Raw genomic sequence first — 20,780 nt, forward strand, 5'->3', positions numbered from 1 at the left:
GCCCACAACCAGTGTTACTCTTTAACAACCTCAATAGTATAGCTCCACTTAGGAGCTATACTATTCACTAATAATCCTTAACGAAAGAATATCACTTTCTTGGCAACATCAATATTTAGTGATTGCTGCCAATGTGTTAGTGTCAAATGTGCTAACTCTGCTAGGCCAACATAAAAGGGAAAATTAGCATGAGCTTGTAGTTTATTTAGATAATTGAACGCCCAAGGCAATAAGTGCTCAGCGAGTAATTCATTTAATTTAGATGGATTATTTTCAGCAATCCACGCCACCATCATCAACATTAAACCGAAATGGTCTTCAGGCTCATTTTGCGTCAAACAAATATCAATTTGATTGTGCTGCATCCACTCGCGTAATTGCAATGTAGAGTCACCAAAGATCACATTTTCTTTATCCAACCACACGGAGCCCCATGGCGGTGATGGCAGTGCATAAGGACCAATAAATAGCCGCTGGAATGCTTCATCTAATGTTTCATTGTCTATTTGCAGAATAGCCAACTGACCACTGATAGCCTGTTTTTGCTCTGCCGAACCATATGGCCAATCTTCAGCCCATTGGGGCGATGACAGTAAGCCAATAATGTCTTGCACCTCATTTGGCGAATAATAGAACGCGGCGCCAAGGACCCTAGCCGTTAAAGAAATATTGTTCAAAGATTGTTCGTTCATGATGTGCTTCTATACGCTGTTTATTTAATTATTAATCATAAAGAAAATAATGGGCTTAGCAAATAAATGCTAGGCCCATTATTATTTCTTAATTAACTGCCATACCCACTGTCATATGCAGGCCGTAGAAAACACCACGTCCGACAATTTCCCCTACGAATACGAATAAAAAACCAATTATCAGATTCAATACGGATGGATTACGTCTCGCCACTAGCGGCATGATCCAGCAGCCCAATCCCATTGCTATCGCGATAACCTTAATATCCATTAAGATCCCATAATCAGGAACTAAATCAACCGCTCTTTGTACTGGTGTTTCAATACTCGCTAGATCAAAACCTTGTGAGATAGCCACTGCGATACTCACTAGCAGTGCCACAATACTTAACGCAGGCACACGGCGGATACATTGCAAATCGAAACCAGCAATACGCAACAGCAGCGCAGCTAAAATGGGCCCACCAAGGAATGCGGTTAATACAAAGTTGATCATGGTGTAGCTATTATTCCATGTTGGCACCGTTGCAATTTGGTAAACACGTGATATTGCAACAACAAATACGGCAGCTAATACCATAACCACAATCAGCCATAACTTGCCCAGTGCCGCTGGCATCTTATTCAATACCGCCAGTAACCAATACAAGCCACCTAACGCAAAGAACAGAGCCCCACTGGCAATTTCATTACTCAATGAAGAAGACCCTAAGCGGTTAAACGCATTAAAGGCACGTAATGGGCTTCCCATATGCATGGTGGATAGTAAGAAACCAATACCCATCAATAACCAGAGGCCAAACATGCTGTAATGCACTTTGCGATTCAACTCAACCGATAGTTTTCCACTCAGTAGTACTGCCGCCATCATCACAAAAGCCCCTGCCACACTTTGACCAATGACAGTAAAAAACATCAATGGCCATTCATGAATTCCCGATCCCATATTATACCTCCTCCGGGTTAGCCAGATGCCCGGTGGTATCACCGACAGGACGACTATTGGCATTCAATTTTAAAACAATATTTGGGTGCGTATATTCAGCTGATGGCAATGGTGCAATTTCTGCTAGATCGCCATATTTTGCACGAAGCTCCTCGATTGGTGCCATATCTAGTGCACGCAATGGGCAAGACTCGACACAAATTGGTTTTTTACCTTCCGCAACTCGCTCATAGCAACCGTCGCATTTGGTCATATGCCCTTTGACTTCATCGAATTGTGGCGCACCATAAGGGCAAGCCATGCTACAGTAGCGGCAACCAATACACACTTCTTCATTAACCACCACAAAACCATCTTCGCGTTTATGCATTGCACCACTAGGGCACACTTTCGCACAGGCAGGATCGTCACAATGGTTACAGGAAATCGACAAATAATAAGCAAACACATTTTGCCCATACACGCCATCCTGCTCAGTCCAATCACCGCCTGCGTATTCATAAATACGGCGGAAATTGACCTCTGGTGATAAATTTTTAAAGTCTTTACACGCTAGCTCACAGGTTTTGCAGCCAGTGCAACGACTTGAATCGATATAAAAACCATATTGCGTTGACATAACTGGCATCCTTAAGCTTTCACAACTTCAACAAGATTAGAGTGTGATGGGTTACCTTTCGCCAGAGGCGATGGGCGTTGCGTGGTTAGTACGTTAATACTCCCTGCATGGTCCACTCGGTTGCCATCTGGGTCATACCAAGCCCCCTCACCTAAGCCCACAACACCCGGCAAAATACGTGGTGTCACTTTCACTTTAACGCGTACTTCACCGCGATCATTAAATACACGAACGAGATCACCGTGTTTTAAATCACGTTTTGCAGCATCTTGTGGGTTGATCCATAGCTCTTGAGGGCATGCCGCTTTTAAGACATCAACGTTACCGTAGGTTGAGTGTGTACGTGATTTATAATGGAAGCCAGTTAGCTGTAATGGGAATTTCTCCATCAATGGGTCGCCATACTGCTCAAAGCCAACTGAGTAAACAGGCAATGGATGGATTTCATCCTCTGCATTCAGTTCCCATGTTTCTTGCAACTGCGCAAGTTGAGCTGAATAAATTTCAATTTTGCCTGATGGCGTAGTTAATGGATTGGCGACAGGATCTTCACGGAAGCTCTGATAAGCTACATGATGGCCTTTAGGGTCACGTTTTTTGAAAATACCTTGCGCGCGAAACTCTTCAAATGTTGGTAATTCAGGGAGTGCAGCACGGGACTGCTCATACAGATGACGTAACCACTCTTCTTGGGTGCGGTTTTCAGTAAATTGCTCACCAACCCCCATACGCTTAGCAATTTCACTGGTCATTTCATAGATATTGCGGCTTTCAAAGCGGGGTTTAATCACCTGATCGGCAAAGATCACATAAGACATATTACCTGCTGAAGCATCCATACAGAAATCCATCTGTTCTGATGCGGTACAATCAGGCAGAAGAATATCAGCATATTTTGCAGATGCCGTCATGTGGTTATCAATCACTACAATCATTTCGCACTTAGATTCATCTTGTAAGATGTCATGGGTACGGTTAATTTCAGAGTGCTGATTAACCAAGCAGTTACCCGCATAGTTCCACACCATTTTAATAGGCACATCCAGTTTGTCTTTACCGCGAACACCATCACGAGTTGCGGTCATTTCAGAGCCACGTAGAATGGCATCCGTCCACATAAACATGGAGATACTGGTAGTTACTGGGTTAGTTAGTGTTGGCATACGGACAAATGGAATACTATACGACCCTTCACGAGCCCCTGTATTACCGCCATTAATACCAATGTTACCGGTTAAGATCGCCAACATTGAAATTGCTCGGGAAGCTAATTCGCCGTTAGAACGACGTTGAGGACCCCAACCTTGCACAATATAAGCCGGTTTTGCCGTACCAATTTCACGCGCTAATTTGACGATCCTTGATGCTGGGATCCCAGTGATCGCAGCCGCCCATTCAGGCGTTTTTGGTTGGCCATCAGGCCCATCACCAAGAATGTACGCTTTATAATGTGCATTTTCTGGTGCGCCTGCTGGCATTGTTTTTTCGTCGTAACCCACACAATATTTATCAAGGAATGGTTTATCGACTAAATCCTCTTGGATCATCACATAAGCCAACGCACTGACTAATGCTGCATCGGTGCCTGGGCGAATGGGGATCCATTCATCTTCACGACCAGCCCCTGTATCGGTATAGCGCGGATCGATGATGATCATTTTAGCATTGGATTTTTCACGTGCCTGTTCGACGTAATAAGTTACCCCACCGCCACTCATGCGTGTTTCGCCTGGGTTATTGCCGAACATCACGACCAATTTAGAATTTTCAATATCAGAAGGGCTATTGCCATCTGCCCAGCCACCATAGGTATAATTTAAACCTGCGGCAATTTGTGCAGTACTATAGTCACCATAGTGATTTAAATAACCACCACAGCAATTCATTAGGCGCGCAATCAATGTTGCCCCTGGTGGCCATGACTTGGTCATCGTACCACCCAAGGTACCTGTGCCGTAGTTAAGGTAAATGGATTCATTACCGTAGTCTTTAATTAAACGTTTCATATTGTCGGCAATCACATCAAATGCTTCATCCCAACTGATCCGTTTAAATTTACCTTCACCACGTTTACCTACACGCATCATTGGATAACGTAAACGATCTGGGTTATATACACGGCGGCGCATAGAGCGCCCACGTAGGCATGCACGGACTTGATGTAGCTCTTCATAAACATCGTCGCCCGTATTATCCGTTTCAACATATTTGATTTCACCATCAACCACATGCATACGCAGCGGACATCGGCTGCCACAGTTCACGGTGCACGCACTCCAAATGACCTTTTCATCTGCTATTGGTGCAGACGCAGCTTGCTCAGTTGCTGCTGAAGTGCGAAAAGGAAGAGAAAATCCTCCAGCCGCCGCAGCCAAACCCGTGATTGTACCTGCCTTAACAAATCCACGACGGGTCAGAGGAGCAAAAACCGATGCTTTCTCTTTCATATTTGCCATACATAACTCACTCAATTAATTTGCTTAAAGTGTTAGAAGTCGATACTTCTATCAAATATGATGCATGCTATTCGCAATAAAATGATTAGCCGCATAATTGAAGATAATTAAAATTTTGATAGGATTAATAATACCAATCATTAAAATTAACGAGATTGTCTTACATCAATAAACACACCGATTACCAAAGCAATGAATTACGCAAAATCATTGAGTTAGAATATTAATTTCAATGCTTCGTTATATATTTAAATATATAACAGATGCCTATGAAAAATTAGAAATAAAAAGCTAATGTAGAAAGATAATAAACATACGAGGAAAGTAGCTTCTTAGTTAATTATGTTATGACATTTAGATAGGCTCAATCTGAATAATCATTCATAACCCAATTAGCTAACAAAAAATTAATAAATAACATTTAAATAATAATGATTTTTATTTTCATTTACTGCTTTAAACTGTCTATTGTTTCCTTAATTAAACCTCAATAAGTTTAAATCGCCCTTTTCACCATGATCTAAACTTGCTAGCTATTTCCATTAGATAGTAGTCACATTTAGATGTGAATACAGATTTTTAGATAATCACCTTAGAATTAGTCTGATTTTATCTGCTTAAAATCCGATTTAATTAACTTTAAATTAACAATTAACCCTAACCAGTAAAAAAATCATTATAAAACATTAAGTTAATAGAAAAATTAAACATCATTAGTTATCGAGAAAAGATGAAAAAAACAGGATATTGATCCCAATATTTAACTTACAATATAGTCAAATATTGACTCAGTAAGTAAACATCGCTATTAGTTAAATTATTGTTAATTTCTATCGCAATGGTGATAAATTGGAAATATCTCAAGTTGGTGCAAAAAAAGCCGATGTCTCGTTAGATGCAAACGCAAAAGCAAAGTGTATTCGCGGTATTGTTGGTGCCGCATCGGGCAACCTCGTTGAATGGTTTGATTTTTATATTTATGCCGTTTTTGCTGCATATTTTACCAAAGCACTCACGCCGCAAACAATGGATCCTCTCACTCAATCTATCTATGTTTGGGGGGTATTTGCTGCAAGTTTCTTTATGCGCCCGATCGGCAGTTGGCTATTTGGCCGCATCGCCGATCGACACGGTAGAAAACGCTCAATGGTTGCCTCAATCTATTTAATGGGCTTCAGCTCTTTCCTGTTCGCCGTCCTACCAACTTACGCACAAGTCGGTATGTTAGCACCGCTATTGCTACTATTTGTACGCCTGCTACAAGGTTTATCGGTTGGTGGTGAATATGGTGCTGTCGCAACCTATATGAGTGAACTTGGCCTAAAAGGTCAACGTGGCTTTTTTGCTTCGTTTCAATATGTCACCTTGTCAGGCGGGCAATTACTTGCCAGTTTGCTCAGTGTCATCATGTTAGCATTCCTCAGTGAACAACAATTACATGACGGTGCTTGGCGGATCCCATTTGTTCTCGGTGGTTTTGCGGCTATAGTGTCACTGATTGCGCGCAAACGATTAGATGAAACATTAAGCAATGAAGCCTCTGAATCGGAAGAATCTGGATCATTAATTGCCCTACTAAAACAACATTGGCAATCCTTCATATTAGTGATCGGCTACACTGCGGCGGGGTCATTATGCTTTTATATTATTACCGTATACTCAAAAACCTATCTCACCAATATTGGTATTGATAGTAAAGTCGTCGGCTATATTATGACAACTTCGCTGTTTGTGTTTATGATATCTCAACCCTTATTTGGCATCATTTCCGATAAAATAGGCCGTCGTGCCGCCATGATCACCTTCACTTTATCTATGATTGTATTTATCTATCCGGTGATGGTATTAGGCATGCGTCATTTCGCTCAATCACCGGTCATTATCACCTTACTGCTGATATTTTTAATGATGCTACTCAGCTTTTACACGTCGATCAGCGGGTTGGTCAAAGCAGAAATGTTCCCTCCTCATTTACGAGCGCTAGGGGTGGGGGTTTCCTATGCGATAGGTAATGCGATATTTGGTGGTTCAGCACCTTCAGTAGCATTACAATTTAAAGCAAGCGGTGCGGAAAATTCCTTCTTTATTTATGTGATGGTGGTACTGGTGATCTGCTTGTTCTGTTGCTTTAGATTGCCGAAAGAACCTGAATATTTAAATGACCGGCACTAGTCCGGTCACAAAGGGCTTATGTCTTATAGAGAAAACTAGCTATAAGCCCTTAACATTTAAAATTGCCACTTAAACCCAAGAGCAACACTATTGTCTTGATAGTTTGACGATAGGTTGCCTGAATAGTCTAAATACAGTTTGGTATTTTGGTTTATCAACAGATCAGCACCAACTTTTATTACCGCGCTATCTCGCGAAGCAGGAACACTATTCACCGTGAAATCTTGATTTGAACCCTTAAATGCCAGAGACATATCTCGATTAATATTATCAAGTTGGTGTTGCCAACCTAATTCATTATGAAGGTTTAGGTTCAACGTTTGTCCTATTGGTAATTGTGTATCCATTCTTAATCCCAATATTGATACTTTAGCATCTGCACTTTGTTTATTTGCATACAATGATGCAGCACCGCCATGTTCATTAATATTATCACTTTGCACATTCACGTAAGCCAAATTAGCAAAAGGCTCTATATTCATATTGTTAAAGGCGATCTTTTGCCCCATTTCCACAAATACTTGTGAAACATTGACCGAATAACTACCTGTTAAGCGATCCTGTTGTGAGTCATACTGAATAGGACGTTTAGTATCTATATTATATAGAGAATATGTCGCACCAGAACGTATCATCAAATTATCAAAACTTTTACTGCCATAAAGTCCTATATCATATTTACGGCCTTCGGCGCTCGAACCATAGCCACCATCAACAGTCATTTGCGTATAGCCCGTTGCCACCCCGCCTTGCCAGCCGCTATCAGAAACAGAATCAATTCCTAATAGCACACCATAATTTGCTGTTCGATAACCTGTTGCATTCGAGTTCCCTGAAGCATTCCCCCAAGCTCCATGCACCTTCACCCAAGCCCCATTCGGATTGACTTTAATATCCGTGACAGCACTGCTGCCATTAGAGTGCAACAGCCGCTGATTTAATGTATCGCGCAAGTAATAGCTATCATTAATAATTGCAGATGTAATATCCGCATAAATTTGCCCCGATAATTGATGGTATATCTCTCTAACATCGTCTTTGCTATTCAGCATGAGCATGCTTTCATAGATAGGATTACCGGTTGCCATTGAATCAATGGCAGCAGCAACAGAACGCTCATTTCCAGTCAGCGCAATATCGGCAAACAGAACATTATTACGTTTAAAATTTAATATCACAGAGTTTGCTGTATAGCTTAACGGCGTATCTAAAAACAAAGAATAAGGCTCTAATTGACTAAATTCGCCATTCACCCCCTTTTGCGCCGTTAAAATAGTCATCTTTTGATTCAAAATGCTATTAACATTGTCATATTGCAGTAAGTTACCTTGCTCAGAAAGAGAGATAATCAGATCCGCATTATTAATTTGAGCAGAGCCGTCGCTTTGAATTAAATCATTTCCCTGATCAAGGGACGATTGCATTAAATAGAAGGAACCTTCATCAAAGGTCATGTCGCCCTTCACAGTTAAAGTACCAATGCTATTGCCTGGTGCAACGACTGCACCTTTTTCTGCAATCAGAGCTCCTATAGTGCCAGTCCCTGAAAGAATGCCATTCTCTTGAACATCAACTAATGAGTTACCATGGTAACCATTAATAATCAGGCCGCCTTCCATAACCGTTGTTGTGCCTGAAAAACTGTTATTACCGGTTAATTCAAGGACACCAGAGCCATCTTTAATAAAGTGACCTTCGCCACCAATATCGTTCCCCCATGAATCATATGCATTAAAACCACCTTTGCTACTCTCCATAACAATATGGACATCACCATTAAATGCTCCATAACCATCCGCAGCTGCATATAAATTCAATCTAGCCCAACCTGAACCATCATCTAGAGCGTGACCTGATTCAATTTCAGTGGTTGCTAAAACATCTCGCCGTTGTTCATCCGTTAAATAAGGAAAACGAGTCGCGATTAATATTTCAGCGCCTTCAGGAACAACTGGGGCTAAATCAGTCGCACCAACCGCAGGTAAACCGTAAGTTAAACTCCATGTATATTGCTCTTTTTTATTCTGCAATTCATCGGCTGTACTGTCATTTATGATACAATCCGCGATAGTACTATTACACCCTGTTTCGAGTAATGAACGCAGATCTGATTGCGCATCAGCCATTAATGATTGAAAGTCGCTCGACGTTGTTACAGGTTGCCCTAACAGTGATACGGTATTTTGATTTAAATAATCAGGGTTATTATTCAATATTTGCGTCAACGTATACAGCGTCATTATACGCGCACCAATCACATCGAGAGGATAATGAACTCCCAGCACCACGCGACTATTAGCATACTCGGCACCACGATATAAGAACTCTTGAAATAACTCAGGCACCATTTCTGCGAATAGTAAGGTTGTTGTGAACCCAAATGTTGAATGACCACTAGGAAAAGCAGCGTTACTTGTCACCGTTGATAAAATATCATTTTGCCCATTCACGGCATGCCCAAAAAAATCGACGCCATCAAAGCTTTCAATATTATTGGCAGCGACTTGAACTGGGCGAGAGTTTCCTACTGTATTTTTAGTATCATTACCCGGTTGATAGGCGATATCATAAATATTGTAAAAACCGTCTTCTGGAAGTGTGATACCCGAGGCAAGATGATTAAGATCACCATCGATACTGCCATTAGCATAAAAATTTTTGGCGAAAGTGGCATTTGCTTGAGCCAGTGTATTCGCTTCAAGCAATAATTTTTCAAAACTTGATGAGAATGTTGAAGCACTATACGTTTTCTCATTGATGCTATTATTTTCGGCGAAAATCTGACCCATTGTTTCCCCTAACGCATCAGAAACCAATAAGCCATTTGACATGGAACCGAACAATGCAACGATCGTATTATCATAAATCGCTTGTTGCCGTTGTTCTTCGGTTGAATTGTTATTAATAGAGATAACTGTTGAAAGATTTTGGCTGAGAACATCCTTCCCTGCACTCGTATTATTTAATTGACTAAAACTACTTATTAATTCCGTTGCACTTATCACCCTTTCTTCAACTGCATAAGCAGGCGGTAAAGCCCCTAACACCAACAAAAGTAAACATTTTTTCCGTAAAACAAACATTATAAGTTACCCATATTCCGATGTGATAGGTGCAAAACAATACCTTCGGAATATGACTAAATAATTAAATAACTCACCACATGAAAAATTATTGCCACAACAACACAAAAATCCCTTTCTGTTTAGTTTTACCTCTTCAACACACCTAAAAAGTGTTTCAATTGGTAACAAATTGAAACAAATATAAGTTTATATTTAATGTCGACACAAAAAGAAATGACAAACTAATTGACCATAACTGAATACATATTGAATATTATTATAAATAAATATTCGTAAAATGACTATTTTTATCATGGGTTTAATCTTTCAATAACCTTAAAAATTGGGATAAAAAAGACAATTAAGATCGACAAAAACGATCAAAAACCAATTTATGATAGCTATTATCTATCAAAATGACTCAATCTGTTAGGTACAAACATTTTTACACCAGATATTAACTCGCTATAGTAACCCCCCAACATATTCAGCCAACCACGGCCTCATCTTCTCACAGAAAATTTGATAGAAACTAAGTATGGAAGAAAACAGACTGACCACGTTAGCAGGTCTCTTTTTACGCAAAGCTAGAAAAGAAAAAAAAATAACAGGTAAACAACTCGCAAAATTAATGGGAATTAGCCAACAGCAAATTTCCCGCTACGAAAATGGCATAACACCGTTAACACTCGATCTACTGAACCGGTTCTTATTAACCTTAGATCAAGATGGGTTAACTTTTATGCAAAAAATATTTCGCGAATACCACAGTGATAGTGCCTGTAAGCCAAGAACAACATTCAGCCCTCCCCCACTAAGCCAATATATCAAACACTTCATTAAGGAGAAAAATGATTAAATTAAATCAATTATTCCACTTATTGTAATTTATAATTTTACATTTCTTGATGTAATAAAATAATAAATCAACATAAAATAAACCTATGTTTATACGTCGATATTTTGTGCCAACAAATACCCTATAAATAGGACTTTAAATTAAAGTGTTATTACCAAATCATGCTTTGGCACAAAAATTTATTAGGTTTTCATAAAATCAGCATGTTTTATACACAATATCTAATCAAGAAATATGAAAATATGACACCAAAGTGAAATAACAAATTATTTCAAAATAAAAACCCGAATAGAAAATAACCATAAACAAGTTAATGCTATATTTATCGAAACGTGCCATTAACCAAACCTAAATTTAACTATTTCATTAGTGAAATTTATTATCTGAGCACTGAACCTGGGCTAAAGAAAATAGCAAAAACGTACAATAAAAATACAAAAGCAATGTAACATCATGTATACTATACATAAATCAACAATATATATATTTAAGCACTTTATTTTAAAATAGTGTAAACATCATGTGACGCCATTTAAAAATAAAAACAAGACAAAACCAAAATATTATTCAACCTAAGTAAAACCACAGATATTGCGGTATTTAACAAACCTTATACTACAGAAACTTACTTTTCAATCAATACGCCATTACTTAAGAAAAATTAAATTCATCTAGCACGCTTGTTTATTGGATAATTCACAAAACCTCACTCATTAACCACATAAAAAATAATTGATTGCTATTTAACTCATTCAAGTATTTTTATTTATTACTTACCATTTGAAACTGATTTTAATTTCATTTTAGTCAGCACAATAATGATTGTACACTTTACCTGACATCAATCCGCCTTTTTTCCCTGTTTAAAATAGCCCTTTTTATCAAGAAATCTCGCAATCCCTTTACAGGCCTGATTATAACAAGTTACGAATATTAGCATTTCGCTTAATTTAATTAACAAATACTACCGCTAATTAACAACATATTTAATTATGATAATATGATTATCTTAAATTGTAATAATTTACTATATAAAAACTAAGGTTATTATTGAGGTTATAGATGAAAATCTCGAGAAGAAAACTACTTTTAGGGGTCGGTGCTGCGGGTGTTCTCGCAGGGAGTGCTGCGGTTGTTCCAATGATCCGCAGAGAAGGTCGGTTTGAAACTACAAAATCTCGTGTTCCAGCTGTAGCTGGCACTGAAGGTGCACTACCAAAATCCGCCGATGCTGTCGTTATCGGCGCAGGTCTCCAAGGAATAATGACTGCAATTAATCTTACTGAAAGAGGAATGAATGTTGTTATTTGTGAGAAAGGCGTTGTAGGTGGCGAGCAATCAGGCCGTGCATATAGCCAAATCATTAGCTACAAAACGTCACCAGAAATTTTTCCATTACATCATTATGGAAAGATTTTATGGAATGGCATGAATGAAAAAATTGGTGCTGACACCAGTTTCCGCGTTCAAGGCCGCGTAGAAGTTCCTTCTAGTGAAGAAGACTTAGAAATCTCTAGAGAGTGGATCAGAAAAACCGCGGAAAACCCAGGTTTCGACACGCCACTCAGAACCCGTATGATCGAAGGCGATGAGTTAGCTAAACGCCTTGTTGGTGCGCAAACACCATGGAAAATCGCTGGTTTCGAAGAAGACTCAGGCAGCCTTGATCCTGAAGTCGTCACACCAACGATGGCTAACTATGCAAAATCATTGGGGATCCGTATCTACACCAACTGTGCAGTACGCGGTATTGAAACAGCTGGCGGCAAAATCTCTGATGTTGTCACCGAAAAAGGCTCAATCAAAACTTCTAACGTAGTGCTGACTGGGGGTATTTGGTCTCGCCTATTTATGGGTAACCTTGGTGTCGATGTCCCAACACTGAACGTTTACCTATCACAACAGCGTATTACTGGCGTTCCGGGTGCACCAAAAGGTAACGTTCACTTACCAAACGGTATCCACTTCCGTGAACAAGCTGATGGTACTTATGCCGTTGCGCCGCGTATCTTTACTAGCTCAATCGTTAAAGATAGTTTCCTGTTAGGCCCACGCTTTATGCACCTACTACAAGGTGGCGAGCTACCATTAGAATTCTCTATCGGTAAAGATTTATTTAACTCATTCACCATGGCAACTTCATGGCAGTTAGATGAAAAAACGCCATTTGAAGAGTTCCGTACTGCAACCAATACACCAAACACTGAACATCTTGATGGCGTACTGGAAAGACTCAGAAAAGAGTTCCCTGTATTTAAAGAGTCTAAAGTCGTTGAGCGTTGGGGTGGTACTGTTAGTCCAACTGATGATGAAATCCCAATTATCTCTAAAATTGAACAATACCCAGGTCTTGTTATCAACACAGCAACAGGTTGGGGTATGACAGAGAGCCCAGCATCTGGTCAATTAACTGCGGATCTATTAATGGATACCAAACCAGTTATCGACCCACGTCCATATAGGCTATCTCGTTTTACTGAGTAACAGAAACGCTTTTTTACACGTATTTGTTACACTTAATATGCTCTGAATACTTCGAGATGCAGGTAGGCGACAAGTGAATGAGTCACTAATCACATCTATCTGTATGTGGCTAGCGCGAATGAATGAAGTCAACAACTCTGCGGCTTGAAGTATGAGGAGTATATAATTTTGAATAATGTTAAGGAGCTTACATGCGCTATAAAACTTTACTGCTTTCCCTTCCGTTGGTTCTGGGTGTAGCGAGTGCAAATGCTGAAGGTGTTAAAACCCATAAGCTACAAGGAATGCCTATTGCTGAATCCGTAGAAATCAGCGCGAACAACGACATTATTTTCCTTAGTGGAAAAGTACCAACTAAAATCTCTAAAGACGCGCCAGAAGGTGTTCTAGAGTCTTACGGCAACACAGAAGTTCAAACTGTTAACATCATGAATCAAATCAAAGACCACTTAGAAAAATTAGGTCTGACCATGAATGATGTTGTAAAAATGCAAGTTTTCTTGGTAGGTGGCGATGAAACCCAAGGAAATATGGATTTTGCTGGCTTTATGGCTGGATATTCAAAATTCTATAATGACAAATCAGAGAACCTACCTGCTCGTTCAACATTCCAAGTGGCTAAATTAGCTAACCCAGCTTGGCGTGTAGAGATCGAAGTCACAGCCGTTCGCCCTAAGAAGTAATTATATAAGGCCGCATTCAATATACTGAGCGCGGCCTTATTCTATACTCTAAATAATTCGAGGTGCAGTTAGGCGACAAGTGAATGAGTCGCAGGGAGCCTACATAAGTAGGTGACTAGTGTGGGTGAGCGTAGTCAACAACACTGCAACTTGAAGTATGACGAGTATATCTAGTAATACATCGCAATTAACTTATCATCGACAGACTTCACTTCAATCGGCGTATCAAAAATATCTTCGATAATATCCGCCTTCATAATGTCATTCGGCGCCCCATGGTAAGCCAATTTTCCTGATCTCATCGCGATAATATGATCGGAATAAACAGACGCAAAGTTAATGTCGTGGATGACTAAAATAATTGTTTTACCTAACTCATCTGCGGCACGGCGTAATAACTTCATCATGATCACTGCATGTTTCATATCTAAGTTATTCAGCGGCTCGTCCAATAGCACATATTCTGTGTCTTGGCATAATACCATAGCAACATAAGCACGTTGACGCTGGCCACCCGACAGTTCATCCAAATAACGATGACGTAAGTTAGATAAATTTAAAAAATCGAGTGACTCGTCAATTTTCTTTTTATCATCAAGTGTTAAGCGCCCTTTGGTATAAGGGAATCGCCCAAACCCCACCAGCTCTTCGACGGTTAATCGGCTGGCAAATTGATTCTCTTGGCGTAACACCGATAAATAGGTAGCTAATTTATCACTCGGCGTTTTCACAACATCTAATTCATTGACCTTTACATGCCCTGAATCCGCGGTAAGGAGGCGCCCAATGATTGACAATAGTGTTGATTTGCCAGCCCCATTAGGGCCAATAATCGAGGTAATACCACTATTTTTAATGGTGGTGGTGATGTTATCTAAGACCTTAGTATCCTGATAACTTTTCGATATCTGATTAATTTCAATCATACTAAAACCTTCTTAACACCATATAAATAAAGAATATGCCACCGATAAATTCAATTACTACTGAGAGTGTGCCCGCCATATTCAAGCCGTAATCGAGGATCAACTGCCCGCCAATCAATGCAATCACACCTAATAAAAAGGAGACTGGCAATAGATAGCGATGTTGGCTGCTCCCACTAATAAAATAGGCTAAGTTAGCCACCATCAAACCTAAAAAGGTTAACGGCCCAACTAAGGCTGTAGACACGGCCACTAAAATAGAAATCAGTAATAAAATCACCGTCACTTTATGACGATAGTTGATGCCTAAATTAATGGCATTCGCTTGCCCTAACGCCAAAACATCAAAGCAATAACGCATGCGCCACAACAAAATACCGACAACCAATGTGATAACTAGAGTAAATAAAATTAACTCAGGAGTTGCACGTGTAAAGGTGGCAAACATACGGCTTTGCAGGATCGAAAACTCATTGGGATCCATCAAACGTTGCAACAAAGTTGCAGTGCTTTGGAACAAAGTGCCTAAAATAATACCGACCATCAGCACTAGGTTAATATTCAGTTTTGCGGAGACAAACAACCAGCGGTATAGCAGTACAGAAAATAATACCAGCAGAGACGATTCTAACAAAAACTTACCGATATTCAGTAACCAAGACGCTGGTAGACTATCGGTGTAAAACACAAAAATAGTCTGTAATAAAATGAATAACGCTTCCAGCCCCATAATAGAGGGAGTTAAGATTTTATTATTAGCGATAGTTTGGAACAGTACTGTCGAGACCCCAGAAGCAAATGCCACAAGTATCATCGTCAGTACCATATAACCCCGATGAGGTAGAATATAGGCAAGATTATTACCAAGGTTAATTGTCATAAATAACACAATAGCAACAATTGATAACCCTGATAACAGCCATATTCTTTGCAATGGTGTCATGCTTTTTTTAGATGGCACCACTGACGCATTAACTTTTTGCATAACGTTGCTGCTTCAACAATAAAAAAAGGAAAATTATGGCACCAATCACACCTAAAACCACACTAGCAGGGATCTCAAATGGATAACGAACCAAACGGCCGATAATATCGCAAAGTAAAACCAGCCCGCCGCCTGCGATACAAATCCAAGGCAATGTTTTACGGATATTATCCCCCATCACCAAGCTGACAAGGTTTGGAATAATCAATCCCAAAAACGGCAGCGCACCAACCACCACTACGACCACACCGCTGATCAAGGCAATAATTGATAGCCCAATTGTCATCACTTTGCGGTAGTTTAAACCAACGTTGACGGCAAACTCACGCCCCATACCTGCAACGGTAAAGCTATCGGCAATCCAACAGGCTAATAACGTCAGTAACCCAACCAGCCATAACAACTCATAACGACCTTGGATGACGCTAGAAAAATCACCGCTCATCCAAGCGCCTAAAGATTGTAATAAATCGAAAGAATAGGCAGTAAAAATCGTTAGTGCGCTAATCACTGCACCAAGCATGATACCCACTAATGGGACAATTAAAGCTGATTTTAAAATCACTCGGCGCAACAGCAACATAAATAACATGGTGCCAAGCAAGGCAAAACCACTCGCCACCACCATTTTAGTCATGATGCCAGCCGCAGGGAAAAGCACCATCACAAATAACAAGCCCAAGCTCGCTGATTGGGTGGTTCCCGCTAATGAAGGCTCGACAAAACGGTTTTGCGTGAGTAATTGCATGATCAACCCTGCCACGCTCATCGCGCTACCGGCAAGGATTAAAGATACGGTTCGAGGAATTCGGCTGATAAAAAAGATATCTTGCATCTCTGGATCAGTGAAAAGCGAAACGGGTGACACGTCACCCGCTCCGATAAACAAACTAATCACGGCTAATACCAATAATGCGATAATTCCAAAAAAGAGATAAAGCGTTTTCATTGATTAGTGTGTTTGGCTTTTTTCTAATGCGTTATTAACATCGTCCATTAATTGAGAGTATGTTTGGATACCACCCGCAATGTAAACCGCTGTAGGATCAAGGTAAGTCACCTGTTGTTTATTCCATGCAGCGGTTTTTCTCACTAACGCATTATCCAAAACTTGTGCAGCAGGCTGAGCATCAGTGCGGCCGATTGCGCTGTCACGGTCAATCACAAACAACCAATCAGGGTTCAGTTTGACTAACAGCTCTGCGTTAACAATATTACCGTGTCTACCGGTATCATCAGGGAACACATAAGCAGGCTCAAAACCTAATTCATCAAAGATGAAACCAAAACGAGAGCCTGGACCATAAGCAGAGATTTTGCCACCGCTAACCAAGATCACCATCGCTTTGCCTGCGTTTGGTGTTTTTTGTTTAATTTTAGCTATTTTATCTTTGAAATCAGCAACCAGCTGATCAGCTTGCTGCTCTTTACCAAACAACACGCCGAGTTCGGTAGTACGCTCATTTAGGCTATCAATAAAATGCTTATTATCAATATCCATTGAAATGGTTGGTGCGATCGCACTCAATTTGTCATAAGCATCACGAGCACGGCTACCACCTAAAATGAGGTCTGGCTTAGCGTTGCTAATGGTTTCATAAGCAGGCTCGAACAAGGTTCCTGCATTGATATATTCTGAACCACTGTATTTAGAGAGGAATTTAGGAAATTGAACGTTGGTTTGTGGTAGGCCAGCAACTGGAACACCCAATGCATCCATGATATCTAGCGTTTCCATATTCATCACAAACACTTTTTCAGGGTGACGAGGAACGTCCGTTTTACCTTGTGCATGTGTAATTGTCATCACCTGTTTTTCAGCAGGCGCAGACGTTGTTGTGGTTTCTTTCGATTGATCACAACCCGCTAATACCAACGCTGATAACAATACCAACCCTGATGTTAATGATTTTACAAACATCCAATAACCTCCGTCTTTTTCATTCAATAAACACAACCGCTAGCACCGTTCAACGACTAGGTAGGACTCGGGTTGTGCCCATAATACAAATAATGGCGTCTATACTACATCGTCATTAGCACAAATGATATTAGTTTGCATTTGCATTCACAAAAAATGCAATCATCCGCACAAATTCCTAAATGAATTATTTGATTGCATAATACTTCGCTAACTAGGGACTATTTATCTTTGATAGCGAATTTTTTATTCGAAGTATGCAGCACATTATTCAAGACTATTGGATCAATGTTTCTGATTGCTCTAACCATTCATATCGACCGAATACATGTCGTCCTTGCAGCCAACGCTGCAACATATCTAACATCAACATCACACTAACATCCTGTTTTACCTTGGTGCTATGATGACTTGGCATATAACGCACATACTGTGCATAGCTTTGATGCGGTGTATATAAAGCTAAGGCTAAATTGCCATCACGATGATCGCCAATCACTAAACCGATTTGAGCATCTTCTTGCTTAGCTATCGCTTGTGCCTGTGTTATCAGAGCAGATAAACTTTGATTTTCTTGCTGATTAATCACTTTACTGCCATTAAGAGGAGCAGATACCGAATTCAATATCCAAGTCAGCAAACCTGCACTAAACCCTTCGCTGATAGCCACACGGAATTGCTGTTGATTTAAATCACGACAGATAACATTCGCTAAGCCTTCAGTTCCCTCAAAAATCAGGTTTTCACTCACCTCAGATTTGATGGTTTGCCACAACGCTAACATGGACTGCTTTTGGCTTGCAGGCCCTGTCAGCTTCAATTCAATAATTGGCATTGATGAACGATAGCCTAGCACACAGCCTTCAGGAAGGAGCAGAGGATCAAACTGTGCCGCTAAACTGCTTTCGCTACGACCAAAAGTCGTTAAACGTAAACATAACGGCGGTTCACTGAGTGGATATCGCTGACGTAATCGAGGCAAAATTTGCCCATCGACCATCACTTTAAATTCAGACGGAACACCAGGTGTAAAAAACAACCAACAACCATTAAGCTCCATGGCAAAACCACACGCCGTGCCGACAGGGTTATCAATCAGCTCAGCGCCTTCAGGTAACAATGCTTGCTTACGGTTGGTTTCTGGCATCACTCGCTCCCTTGAAGCAAAGTAATTTTCCATCACCACAATCCATTCCGCATGTTCAACTAAAGGGACGCCTGCTGCTGTCGCAGCGGCTAAAGCACTTAAATCATCACTGGTTGGCCCAAGCCCGCCATTAACTATCAAAACATCAGCATGTTTACTACGTTCACACAATGTATTGACCAAGTCATGTAGATTATCACCGGTTGTCGATCGGCCACTTAAAGGAAAGCCTTCTTGGAAAAAACAATCCGCCAACCAAGCTGCATTAGTATCGATAATCTGTCCATGCAGTACTTCATCCCCTGTACTTAACATCTCAACAATTGGCATAGATAGACCCCAGTTTGCAATTAATTATATAATCTAACCTAATTAAGAACACTTTTCCTGTAGCAATTCAACCTCGCTTCCGGTAAAGTTTGCCGCCTTTTTCAGCAATACAAAAAGACTAGGGGGCGAAATGTTTATTGGCTTTGACTATGGTACATCAAACTGTGCTGTCGCAATTATGGATCAAGGGAAACCCACCTTGCTACCATTGGAAGGTCATAGTGCCTACATCCCTTCTACCCTGTGTGCACCAACTCGTGAATCGGTCTCTGAACACCTGTTTCGCCATTTGAATATTGCACCATCCGACGCAGTCGGCGAGCAAATTCTTCGCCGTTCATTAGCTTATAACCGCGAAGAAGGTATTGAATTAGTACCTGAAGATATCGTTTTTGGCCAAGCCGCGTTAGATCTGTACCTTAAAGATCCACGTGATGTTTATTATGTCAAATCACCGAAATCCTTCCTTGGTGCATCTGGTCTACACGAGGTACAAATTAGTTTTTTTGAAGATCTCGTTTGTGCCATGATGGCCAATATCAAACATACCGCAGAACACCATCTTCAGCACATCATCACAGATACCGTCATTGGCCGCCCCATCAATTTCCATGGTCGTGGTGGCGAGCTCGCGAACCAACAAGCGGAAGCGATCCTAATTAAAGCCGCAAAACGAGCTGGCTTTAGACATATTGAATTTCAATTTGAGCCTGTTGCTGCCGGCCTTGAGTATGAAGCGGCTCTGACCCAAGATCAAACCGTGCTGGTCGTCGACATTGGTGGCGGAACCACCGACTGCTCATTGATCAAGATGGGTCCAAGCTACCGAGGCAAAACCGATCGAACCGACAGCCTATTAGCTCATAGTGGTCAACGTGTTGGTGGTAACGATCTGGATATCTATTTAGCGTTAAAACAATTGATGGATCAGTTTGGCATGAGTAGCCAAATGGTATCGGGGATCAAAATGCCGATCAGCCAATTTTGGAACCCAATTGCTATCAATAATGTTGAAGCGCAGAAAGATTTCTATGCAAAACAGAACCTCGCGGCACTTAACCGCTTACGCCAAGATGCGCAAGAACCTGAAAAGATATTACGCTTAATTGAAGTCTACAATGAAACATTAGGCTATAGCCTTGTTCGCCGTGCAGAAGAGGCCAAAATCGCCCTTTCTAAAGATGATAATTACTTAGCACATATAGCGTTAATCAATGAAACACTAGAAGTTGATATTAGCCGAGCACAGATGGTCGATGCGATTGAATCACCAAAAAGTAAAATGATTGAGTTAGTTAAAGAAGCGGTGCCCCAGGCGGGCATTCAGCCCGAGGCTATATTTATGACTGGCGGATCGGCACAATCCCCTGTGCTATGCCAAGCAATTGAACAACAGCTGCCTAATATTCCTATTGTGCGCGGTAATGATTTTGGTTCAGTTACCGCGGGTCTGACTCGTTGGGCTGAAATTTGCTTTAAATAGTCAATTTAAACG

Annotated in this window: 15 protein-coding genes; 5 read left to right on the plus strand and 10 right to left on the minus strand. The window is 40.6% G+C overall.

All coding sequences use genetic code 11. The features are described from left to right. Window positions 1-77 precede the first annotated feature (77 nt). The 4 genes from dmsD to dmsA all read right to left on the minus strand — a co-directional run bounded on the left by dmsD (window position 78) and on the right by dmsA (window position 4,713). Window positions 78-692, minus strand: a complete 615-nt coding sequence (gene dmsD, locus AC3Z9T_RS12300; RefSeq protein WP_490126416.1) for a Tat proofreading chaperone DmsD — start codon at window positions 690-692, stop codon at window positions 78-80. Between the two features lie 88 nt (window positions 693-780). Then, the gene (locus AC3Z9T_RS12305; protein WP_490126417.1) at window positions 781-1,638 is read right to left on the minus strand and encodes a DmsC/YnfH family molybdoenzyme membrane anchor subunit; all 858 of its coding nucleotides are present in this window, start codon (window positions 1,636-1,638) and stop codon (window positions 781-783) included. Between the two features lies 1 nt (window position 1,639). Next, window positions 1,640-2,257, minus strand: a complete 618-nt coding sequence (locus tag AC3Z9T_RS12310) for a DMSO/selenate family reductase complex B subunit (RefSeq protein ID WP_490126418.1) — start codon at window positions 2,255-2,257, stop codon at window positions 1,640-1,642. Between the two features lie 11 nt (window positions 2,258-2,268). Next, entirely contained in the window at window positions 2,269-4,713 is a 2,445-nt protein-coding gene (gene dmsA / locus AC3Z9T_RS12315; protein WP_490126419.1) for a dimethylsulfoxide reductase subunit A, read from the minus strand. Between the two features lie 849 nt (window positions 4,714-5,562). Here dmsA and AC3Z9T_RS12320 point away from each other — a divergent pair. Further along, complete coding sequence (locus tag AC3Z9T_RS12320; protein ID WP_490126420.1) at window positions 5,563-6,885, plus strand: MFS transporter; 1,323 nt, start codon at window positions 5,563-5,565, stop codon at window positions 6,883-6,885. Between the two features lie 56 nt (window positions 6,886-6,941). On the opposite strand, the gene AC3Z9T_RS12325 is transcribed toward AC3Z9T_RS12320, so the two are convergent. Continuing rightward, on the minus strand, window positions 6,942-9,968 hold the full coding sequence (locus tag AC3Z9T_RS12325) for an autotransporter domain-containing protein (RefSeq protein WP_490126421.1): 3,027 nt from the start codon (window positions 9,966-9,968) through the stop codon (window positions 6,942-6,944). Window positions 9,969-10,488: 520 nt separating this feature from the next. On the opposite strand from AC3Z9T_RS12325, the gene AC3Z9T_RS12330 reads away from it, so the two are divergent. From AC3Z9T_RS12330 to AC3Z9T_RS12340, 3 genes are all read left to right on the plus strand, one after another. Next, a complete protein-coding gene (locus tag AC3Z9T_RS12330; RefSeq protein ID WP_490126422.1) occupies window positions 10,489-10,809 on the plus strand; it encodes a helix-turn-helix domain-containing protein in 321 nt (106 codons plus the stop codon). A gap of 1,062 nt (window positions 10,810-11,871) precedes the next feature. Continuing rightward, window positions 11,872-13,293, plus strand: a complete 1,422-nt coding sequence (locus AC3Z9T_RS12335; RefSeq protein ID WP_490126423.1) for an NAD(P)/FAD-dependent oxidoreductase — start codon at window positions 11,872-11,874, stop codon at window positions 13,291-13,293. Window positions 13,294-13,484: 191 nt separating this feature from the next. Then, window positions 13,485-13,976: a RidA family protein gene (locus AC3Z9T_RS12340; protein WP_490126424.1), complete on the plus strand. Its 492-nt coding sequence runs from the start codon at window positions 13,485-13,487 to the stop codon at window positions 13,974-13,976. Between the two features lie 170 nt (window positions 13,977-14,146). Here AC3Z9T_RS12340 and AC3Z9T_RS12345 read toward each other — a convergent pair whose 3' ends face one another. The 5 genes from AC3Z9T_RS12345 to AC3Z9T_RS12365 all read right to left on the minus strand — a co-directional run bounded on the left by AC3Z9T_RS12345 (window position 14,147) and on the right by AC3Z9T_RS12365 (window position 19,285). Continuing rightward, window positions 14,147-14,902, minus strand: a complete 756-nt coding sequence (locus AC3Z9T_RS12345) for an iron ABC transporter ATP-binding protein (protein WP_490126425.1) — start codon at window positions 14,900-14,902, stop codon at window positions 14,147-14,149. A gap of 1 nt (window position 14,903) precedes the next feature. After that, on the minus strand, window positions 14,904-15,887 hold the full coding sequence (locus AC3Z9T_RS12350; RefSeq protein ID WP_490126426.1) for an iron chelate uptake ABC transporter family permease subunit: 984 nt from the start codon (window positions 15,885-15,887) through the stop codon (window positions 14,904-14,906). Further along, window positions 15,874-16,836: an ABC transporter permease gene (locus AC3Z9T_RS12355; RefSeq protein WP_070925348.1), complete on the minus strand. Its 963-nt coding sequence runs from the start codon at window positions 16,834-16,836 to the stop codon at window positions 15,874-15,876. Before AC3Z9T_RS12355 ends, AC3Z9T_RS12350 begins: the two co-directional genes overlap by 14 nt. A gap of 3 nt (window positions 16,837-16,839) precedes the next feature. Beyond that, entirely contained in the window at window positions 16,840-17,808 is a 969-nt protein-coding gene (locus tag AC3Z9T_RS12360; protein WP_490126427.1) for a siderophore ABC transporter substrate-binding protein, read from the minus strand. Between the two features lie 277 nt (window positions 17,809-18,085). Continuing rightward, window positions 18,086-19,285, minus strand: coding sequence for a nicotinamide mononucleotide deamidase-related protein YfaY (locus AC3Z9T_RS12365; RefSeq protein WP_490126428.1), 1,200 nt, complete (start codon window positions 19,283-19,285; stop codon window positions 18,086-18,088). Between the two features lie 130 nt (window positions 19,286-19,415). Here AC3Z9T_RS12365 and yegD point away from each other — a divergent pair, with 130 nt between their 5' ends. Further along, window positions 19,416-20,768, plus strand: a complete 1,353-nt coding sequence (yegD, locus tag AC3Z9T_RS12370; RefSeq protein ID WP_490126429.1) for a molecular chaperone — start codon at window positions 19,416-19,418, stop codon at window positions 20,766-20,768. Window positions 20,769-20,780 lie beyond the last annotated feature (12 nt).

It is taken from the genome of Providencia sp. 6390, assembly GCF_058148425.1.

What these genes read in the sequence shown, in the direction of transcription:
- dmsD (WP_490126416.1), bottom strand. Translation starts at nt 692, where the DNA reads ATGAACGAACAATCTTTGAACAATATTTCTTTAACGGCTAGGGTCCTT.
- AC3Z9T_RS12305 (WP_490126417.1), bottom strand. Translation starts at nt 1,638, where the DNA reads ATGGGATCGGGAATTCATGAATGGCCATTGATGTTTTTTACTGTCATT.
- AC3Z9T_RS12310 (WP_490126418.1), bottom strand. Translation starts at nt 2,257, where the DNA reads ATGTCAACGCAATATGGTTTTTATATCGATTCAAGTCGTTGCACTGGC.
- dmsA (WP_490126419.1), bottom strand. Translation starts at nt 4,713, where the DNA reads ATGGCAAATATGAAAGAGAAAGCATCGGTTTTTGCTCCTCTGACCCGT.
- AC3Z9T_RS12325 (WP_490126421.1), bottom strand. Translation starts at nt 9,968, where the DNA reads ATGTTTGTTTTACGGAAAAAATGTTTACTTTTGTTGGTGTTAGGGGCT.
- AC3Z9T_RS12330 (WP_490126422.1), top strand. Translation starts at nt 10,489, where the DNA reads ATGGAAGAAAACAGACTGACCACGTTAGCAGGTCTCTTTTTACGCAAA.
- AC3Z9T_RS12335 (WP_490126423.1), top strand. Translation starts at nt 11,872, where the DNA reads ATGAAAATCTCGAGAAGAAAACTACTTTTAGGGGTCGGTGCTGCGGGT.
- AC3Z9T_RS12340 (WP_490126424.1), top strand. Translation starts at nt 13,485, where the DNA reads ATGCGCTATAAAACTTTACTGCTTTCCCTTCCGTTGGTTCTGGGTGTA.
- AC3Z9T_RS12345 (WP_490126425.1), bottom strand. Translation starts at nt 14,902, where the DNA reads ATGATTGAAATTAATCAGATATCGAAAAGTTATCAGGATACTAAGGTC.
- AC3Z9T_RS12350 (WP_490126426.1), bottom strand. Translation starts at nt 15,887, where the DNA reads ATGCAAAAAGTTAATGCGTCAGTGGTGCCATCTAAAAAAAGCATGACA.
- AC3Z9T_RS12355 (WP_070925348.1), bottom strand. Translation starts at nt 16,836, where the DNA reads ATGAAAACGCTTTATCTCTTTTTTGGAATTATCGCATTATTGGTATTA.
- AC3Z9T_RS12360 (WP_490126427.1), bottom strand. Translation starts at nt 17,808, where the DNA reads ATGTTTGTAAAATCATTAACATCAGGGTTGGTATTGTTATCAGCGTTG.
- AC3Z9T_RS12365 (WP_490126428.1), bottom strand. Translation starts at nt 19,285, where the DNA reads ATGCCAATTGTTGAGATGTTAAGTACAGGGGATGAAGTACTGCATGGA.
- yegD (WP_490126429.1), top strand. Translation starts at nt 19,416, where the DNA reads ATGTTTATTGGCTTTGACTATGGTACATCAAACTGTGCTGTCGCAATT.